Genomic DNA, 7,050 nt, shown 5'->3' on the forward strand with positions numbered 1-7,050 from the left:
CCGCGCTGACCAAGGCGGACCCGGAAACCCTGACCTTCCTGTCGTCCGACCGCTATCCCACGGGGCCGGCCCGCGCGTTCGCCGAGCGGCACGGACTCGCTCTCCCCGGCACCACCGAGTCGATCCTGCGATGGGCCGACCACCTGGCCGCCCACCGGTTCGGTGCCGTGCCCGCCCGGCGGCCGGTACGGCGGTTCACCCGCCACGCGGGCGTGCGGACGTTCGGAATCGGTGAACCGGGCGCGCCGACCCTGGTGCTGCCCGGCCTGCCCGTCAACGCCGACACCTGGTCTCGGGTCGCCGTCGCGCTCGGCCATGCCCGCGTGGTGGACCTCCCCGGCCTCGGGATGAGCGCGGGCCGTCCGCGGGACATGTCCGCCTGGCTGAGCGCTCTGGTCGAGGAGACCGGCCGGGTGCACGTGGTCGGCCACTCCATCGGCGCCGCCGCAGCCGTCGAGGCCGGCCTGACGCACCAGGACCAGGTCGAGCAGCTCACCCTGGTCTCGCCCTTCTTCCTCCAGGCCCGCGCCGGGTTCGCCACGCGGGTGGCCCCGCTGACCCGCCTGTACCTCGGCCGGGCGCGTCCCGCTGCCCTGTCGCGGCTGCTCACCGGCGACCCGGCCCACGCGGAACGGCTCGCGTCCAGCGCCGAGGACCTGCGCCGGGGCTGCGTCGCCGCCCACGCGGCGCAGCTGCTGTCCGCCGCCGGCCGCGCGCGATGGCGCGCCGACCTCCGAGCCAAGCTCGCGCGCTACCAGGGGCGCGTGCACGTGATCGTGGGAGCCGAGGACCCACTGACCGGCGAGGGCCGGGCGCTGCTGGACACGCTCGGCACGCGGGCGAGGGTCACCACGATCAGCGGGGCCGGTCACCATCCTCAACTCACGCACGGCGAGGAACTCGCCCAGGCGATCCGGGAGCCTGCCATGACTCGCGAATGACCCTCGTCAGGGGGTCCTCCGGTAACGGGTCATCGGGCCGAGCAGGCCGGGCACCACCGCGAACGGGGTCATACCGAGCCGCTCGACGACCGCGACCGACGCGGCGTTGCCCTTGTCGACCTCCGCCAGCACCTCGGGCAATCCAAGAGGGCCGAGGGCGTATTCCACCACCGCGCCGGCGGCCTCGGTGGCATAGCCCTTGCCCCACGCGGTGGGCTCCAGGCTGTAGAAGACCTCGAGCCCGAGCTCCTCCAGCGGCCGCAGCCCGGCCGCGCCGATCAGGTCGCCGTCGTCCTTGGACCGGATCAGCCAGACACCGTGGCCGCCCGTGTCGAAGTCCCGCATGCTGTCCTCGATGACCTCGGTGACCTCCGCCGGAGACAGGACCGCCCCGTCGAAGAGGAAGCGCCGCACGTCCGCGCCGGTCCAGTGAGCCAGCAGCACGGCATGATCATGTACGGTCACCGGACGCAGGATCAGGCGCTCCGTCATCAGGACGTGGTCCATGAAGGCCAGCCTAAGGCCGGGCGGTCACGCCGCGTTCAGGCGGACGAGGCGGACGCCGTACGTCACGATCCAGGCCACCCAGAGCAGCCAGCCGGAGAGGCCGATGAGCCCGAGCGGGCCCTGCGCCTTCATGACCGAGAAGGCGAGGCAGGCGGAGGTGACCTGGAGCGCGGCGGCGACGAACCCCAGCGGGCCGCGATGACCGCGGCGAAGGTGACGTTCTGCAGGCCAGGCCGGTGAAGCCGGCCAGGGACCAGGCCTCGCCCCGTTGCCGCTCGGACCTCCACCGGGCGGCGACGGCGCCCGCGCGGAACACGGCGGTCAGGACGCCGGCGGGTCGCCGGGGGTCTGGGCGGAGGCCATGTCGTGCTGCGTGAACATGTCGATGAGCAGGCTGATGGGCAGGCCGGCCTCGGTGGGATAGCGGAAGTGCTGCTCGAGGTTGAGGTTGTAGTGGTTGCGCCGCCCGATGCGGGTGCGGGTCAGGTAGCCGGCCTCGTAGAGGTCCCGCACGATGGTCTGCGCGGTGCGTTCGGTGATGCCGATGCTGGTGGCGATGTCGCGTAGCCGGACCTGGGGGTCTCGGGCTATCTCCACCAGCACGCGGGCGTGATGGGTGAGGAATGTCCAGGTGGAGTGATGGTCATCCAATGTGCTCACGGCTCACTTCGCCTCCTCCGCTCCCAGGGCGCCGATTCCCATGGAGCGGGCGAAAACTGTTTACCTGAAGATCCTATGGCGAAAAGTCTTTCCGGTAACTGCCTTCGGGATTACAGTTGTGGCGCGGACCATTCGCCGTCGCAAGCCCAGGCTGACCTACCTACTGCGAGGACGCCATGCCCGTCACCGTTGTGCAGGCGCTACCGGCGCACTGAGCTCCGCCATGACCCCGCTGAAACTGGACTGCCGGCAGTTGATCAAGGGTGTGCTGATCACTGTGGCCGGCGAAGTCGACTGCAGCAACGCCGACCAGTTCGAGTCGTACGCCACGCGGATGCGCCGGCCCGGACAGCCCGTCCTGCTCGATCTGAGCGGATTGACCTTCATGGACAGCAGCGGCCTTCATGCCCTGTTACGCCTCGACGCCGCCACGCGCCCGCGGGGACTGCACCTGGCCGCCGTGCACACCATGCCGGCTCGCGTGCTGCGGATCACCAAGGTCTGGGACGCCCTGAACATCCATCCCAGCGTGGAAGAGGCCATCGAAGCGGTGCTCGGCGACGACAGCCCGCCCCTCACGTCGCCAGGTGGCCACATGTGATCGTTTTCTCGCGTTCTCAGGAAAGGCGTTGATCTTCACCGCTACGATCCGCTCTTTATGACCGATCCCCGGACCGGAAAGAGAGACGATCTCGTATGTGGATAGCGTTAGGCGTCATCGCCGCCCTCGTCGTCGGCGTCGCCCTGTGGTGGAAGTTCCGGGACCCGCTCAGGGGCGAGGACTTCTACAAGTTCCATGTGGAGCGCAAGTGGGCCTGGGAGCTCATCCTCACCGACGAGCAGGAGCAGGCCTTCATGGCCGGGCTGGAGGCGTACGACGACGAGAGCACGGTGTACCCGCACCGGGAGGCGGGGGCGCTGCGTGTCTACCACCCGTCGATGATGGTCTCGCTGTTCCTGCTGGCCGAGCAGTTCGCCGCGCTGGGGCCGCAGGCGATCGCGGACCCGGCGGGCGCCGTACGCCACCTCCTCGACCGCGCCGCGCGGTCCGAGACCGGGGGAGTGCTGCACCTCGACGACGACTGGATGGCGGAGCCGGTCGACGGACTGGACAAGTACGACTTCACGAGCGCGATGATGACCGCCACGCACGCGCAAGGCGTGGACGGCGGCTACGGTGACGAGGACGGCGGCTACGGCATGCTCACCGTGCTCACGCAGACGCCGCAGCACGTGTCGAGGATGTACGACGATGCGCACAGCCATGCCTCGCCCGGCGAGATCCGCAACCGCCTCGACATCTACAAGGCGGTCATCGAGGAGCCGGAGCCCGAGTTCGTCGAAGGGCTCGAACGCGCCGACGCCGAGCGCAGCCGCTTCACCAACACGCTCATGTACGACTACGGCCGGGTGCTGGCGGGATACCGGAACATGCGCCCGCACATGGCGTACGCCGAGCCAGCGGACGTCATGTCCACCGTCCTGGCACGCATGCTCGCCGAGAACCAGCCCGGCGTCACCTGGACCCGGGCGCCCTCGCCGGAGCAGCACCAGCGCGCCCTCGACCTGATCTCGACCAGGGGCTGAGGTCAGAGCCGCCGCGCGTACCGGCCGGTTCGGCGAGGGGCTGACCTCAGCGCCGCCGGGCGTACCGGCCCGTGCGCACCAGCACGTCGGCGGACTCCCCGGCCAGGGCGATAGCCCAGCCCGCCGCCGTCCGCGGCGACGGCTCGCGGGCGTGGTAGGCCCTGTCGACGGACCACCACCAGGCCTTCTCCCGGCGCGGCTCGGCGGCCAGGCCTGCCGCCGCCAGCCCCGCCGGGTGACCGGCCTGCTTCCACAGCTCTTCCCACTGCCCGCGGCGCAGCCGCAGGTAGAGCAGGCCCTTCAGATCGGCGAGCACGCCGATGTCGCGGACCGCCGCCCGGGACAGATCCAGCCCGTACAGCTGCGGGCACGACAGCAGCGGCGCCAGGTCCACGGGCCGCGCGGTGCTCAGCGCCAGCATCCGCAGCGTGGCATGGCCGGCCAGCGGCGCCAGGTCGATCGTGTCCATGGCCAGGTCGAGCAGCTCCACCGGCGTGTCCTGGAGCGGCGCCAGGTCGGCTCCAGGGCAGTTCTCCACCCGCACCTCCCACAGCGCCGGCGCTCCTCGTACGGGCCCGAAATCGGCCCAGGGTGCGTTGACCACCGACAGGCGCTCGATCCCGTCATGCATGCCCCGCATGGACGCCGCGCCGGAGCCTGAGGCCGTCAGCGAGCGCGACTCCCCGTACGCGTCCCAGCCCGGCTCGCCGAGGTTGATCCAGAGCCCGCCCCGCTCGATCTTGTAGGCGCCCGCCCGCAGGGCGTCGACGTGCCGCCGCAGCAGGCCGGTCACCGAATCGGCGACGTAGCCGGGGCCGCCGTCGTGGTGCAGGCCCATGCGGATGACCTGGCCGGGCCGCCCGCCCGGTCCCGGTGCCAGGTCCACGGCCAGGAAGTCGCCGTCGGTGCTGGTGGCGAACGGGATCCAGCGCGGGTGGTCCGACATCCGGCGCACCGCCAGCGGCGGGCCCGCGCTGGTGATGATCGGGCGCTCCAAGTGGTCGCGCCAGGTGCGGCCCGCCGACCACCACCGGTTCTCCCGCCGGCTCTGGTTCTCCAGCAGTTCGAGGCCGAACCATGGGTGCCGGTCCAGCAGGCCCTCGCCGCCGTCGCCGTCCACGTGCGAGTAGAGGGCGCGCAGGTCGTCGGGGAGCGGGCCCGGCAGCCGGGTCTCCAGCCGGGCGCGGCGGGCCCCGTGAAGCGCGGGCGGCGGCGCGTACGTGTCCCTGCCCAGGATCCGGTCGCGTTCGCGCAAATACGCCCCGAGCAGGGCGACCGCCTCCCGTGGATCTCCGGCGGGGGTGGCGTTCGCCGGGCCCTGCTGGAACGTCCCCGGCTCGGCCGGCAGGGAGTCCGGATCGAGCACGTACAGGAAGCCGTCCCCGTCATCGCGCTCCAGCGACTCGCTGATCATCGCCTCGTACCGGCCCCTGGCCTCGACGACCAGCTCGACGGTGAGCAGCCGGCCGCTCGGCGCCCCGGCGAGCTCGTGCAGGGCGGTCAGCTCCGGGTGCACGTCGATGTCGTCACCACCCGTGCCCTCGGGCTCGAACGCGAGGCCGCGATGCCCCGACCCGCCGCGCCCGGTCGCGAACCCGCGCAGCTCCGCCCGCCGCCACCCGGAGGGCGCCCCCGCCGAGATCTTCTCGGCCATCGCACGGAGCACGTCGTCAATCACGCAGCACACCTCGTCTTCGGAACGCGGCCCCCTTTGTAACACGGGTTGATCATTTCGAGGGCTGTGCTGTCGTAAACCGGCCGTTGTCACCCCTTTATGACCGGGAGAAGGAGGCGGCTCGCAGGTGTATGAAACGTTCCATCGATTTTGACGGAAAGGCTAGGATTTCGGCGTAGGTAGCGTCAAGAGTTACGGGTAAATATGCAGGTGAAGGGGACTGTTGTGACAGTTGGGACGATTGTTACGTTTCAAGTGGCAGACTCCACTCTGTAGTACCCTTCGGTCAAGATCGTGCTGTGAGGGGGCCATGGCGATAGCGAGCATCAAGGAGGTCGCCCAGCTGGCCAGCGTGTCGGTGGGGACGGTCAGCAACGTGCTGAACCGTCCTGACGCGGTCGCGCCGGCGACCCGTGAGCGGGTGCTCAACGCCATGAACCAGCTCGGATTCGTCCGCAACGAGTCCGCGCGGGCGCTGCGCTCCGGCCGTACGCGGACGATCGGGCTGGTGGTCCTCGACGTCACCAACCCGTTCTTCACCGACGTCGTGAAGGGGGTGGAGGCCACCGCGGACGCCAACGGCATGATCATCAGCCTCTGCAACAGCGACCAGGACGGGCCGCGCGAGCGCCGCTACCTCGATCACCTGGAGGAGCAGCGCGTCCAGGGCATCCTCATCACCCCCGTCGAGGGGGAGACCGAGCGGCTTGAGCAGCTCATCGACCGGGGGACGCCGGTCGTGCTGCTCGACCACCGGGCCACCGTGCGCAACCGGTGCTCGGCCGCCGTGGACGACGTCCTCGGAGGAGGGCTGGCCGCCGAGCACCTGCTCTCACAGGGGCATCGCCGGCTGGCCTTCGTGGGCGGCCCGCACACCATCAGCCAGGTCGCCGAGCGGTACAAGGGGGCGTCGGAGACCGTGAAGGCGGCCGGGGGAGTGGCCGGCCGCGCGGCGCCGGGCGGCCCCTCGCCGGACGCTGGCGAGGTGCCCTCGCTCGTCCGCGTCGACGTGCCGTCGCTGAGCTTCGCCTCGGGCCGCCACGCCGCCGGGAGCCTGGCCGCGCTGCCCCCCGAGCAGCGGCCGACCGCGCTGTTCTGCGCCAACGACCTGCTCGCCCTGGGCATCATGCACGGGCTGACCGTCGCAGGCCTGCGCGTTCCCGACGACGTGGCGCTTATCGGCTACGACGACATCGACTTCGCGGAGGCGGCCGCGGTGCCGCTGTCGTCGATCCGCCAGCCGCGCAGGGAACTCGGCCGGATGGCCGCCGAGCTGCTGCTGGAAGAGATCGACGAAGGTGAGCGCCACCGCCACCGCCAGGTCCTCTTCCAGCCCGAACTGATGGTCCGCGCCTCGAGCGTCCGGGCCGCGTGGTCACCGACCGCCCCTGATCACATGGGTGACCAAAGGAGCGGGAAGGACATCAGGTGAGAAATCCGTGGATCACGCGGCGGACCTTGTCGCCGGGGTGCGGTTCGCCGAGGCGCATGGCGGTGTTGGCGGCGGTGAGCACGGCGTCGATCTGGAAGGCGACCAGGTCCGCGTCCAGGTAGGTGATCTCGCCGGTGTCGACCGCGTGGCGGACCTGGCCGGCGAGGAGGTCCAGCCAGGCCTGGCGCTGGCGCTGGAGGGCGTCGCGGACCGGGCCGGGACGGCTGTCGAACTCGGGCAGGTTGGCC

7 protein-coding genes and 1 pseudogene are annotated in these 7,050 nt (G+C 71.0%); 4 read left to right on the forward strand and 4 right to left on the reverse strand.

The window, feature by feature from the left end:
- A partial coding sequence (locus tag AB0J09_RS50815; protein WP_360708608.1) for an alpha/beta hydrolase occupies positions 1-941 on the forward strand: 941 nt, incomplete at its 5' end.
- Positions 942-947: 6 nt separating this feature from the next.
- Here AB0J09_RS50815 and AB0J09_RS50820 read toward each other — a convergent pair.
- Positions 948-1,448, reverse strand: coding sequence for a GNAT family N-acetyltransferase (locus tag AB0J09_RS50820; RefSeq protein ID WP_360708611.1), 501 nt, complete (start codon positions 1,446-1,448; stop codon positions 948-950).
- A gap of 321 nt (positions 1,449-1,769) precedes the next feature.
- Positions 1,770-2,108 (reverse strand): helix-turn-helix domain-containing protein, encoded by a 339-nt coding sequence (locus AB0J09_RS50825; protein WP_360708614.1) that lies wholly within the window; start codon positions 2,106-2,108, stop codon positions 1,770-1,772.
- Positions 2,109-2,331: 223 nt separating this feature from the next.
- Between AB0J09_RS50825 and AB0J09_RS50830 the strand changes: the two genes are divergently transcribed.
- On the forward strand, positions 2,332-2,709 hold the full coding sequence (locus tag AB0J09_RS50830) for an STAS domain-containing protein (RefSeq protein WP_360708616.1): 378 nt from the start codon (positions 2,332-2,334) through the stop codon (positions 2,707-2,709).
- A 95-nt stretch (positions 2,710-2,804) separates the two neighbouring features.
- Entirely contained in the window at positions 2,805-3,695 is an 891-nt protein-coding gene (locus tag AB0J09_RS50835; protein ID WP_360708619.1) for a hypothetical protein, read from the forward strand.
- A gap of 46 nt (positions 3,696-3,741) precedes the next feature.
- On the opposite strand, the gene AB0J09_RS50840 is transcribed toward AB0J09_RS50835, so the two are convergent.
- Positions 3,742-5,373 (reverse strand): SMI1/KNR4 family protein, encoded by a 1,632-nt coding sequence (locus AB0J09_RS50840; RefSeq protein ID WP_360708622.1) that lies wholly within the window; start codon positions 5,371-5,373, stop codon positions 3,742-3,744.
- A 307-nt stretch (positions 5,374-5,680) separates the two neighbouring features.
- On the opposite strand from AB0J09_RS50840, the gene AB0J09_RS50845 reads away from it, so the two are divergent.
- A complete protein-coding gene (locus AB0J09_RS50845; protein ID WP_360708625.1) occupies positions 5,681-6,802 on the forward strand; it encodes a LacI family DNA-binding transcriptional regulator in 1,122 nt (373 codons plus the stop codon).
- On the opposite strand, the pseudogene AB0J09_RS50850 reads toward AB0J09_RS50845, so the two are convergent.
- Positions 6,795-7,050 (reverse strand): annotated as a pseudogene (locus tag AB0J09_RS50850) (TetR/AcrR family transcriptional regulator); the annotation flags it as partial. The gene AB0J09_RS50845 and the pseudogene AB0J09_RS50850 overlap by 8 nt on opposite strands.

This window comes from Nonomuraea sp. NPDC049784 (assembly GCF_040659615.1).
Taxonomy (GTDB): Bacteria; Actinomycetota; Actinomycetes; order Streptosporangiales; family Streptosporangiaceae; genus Nonomuraea.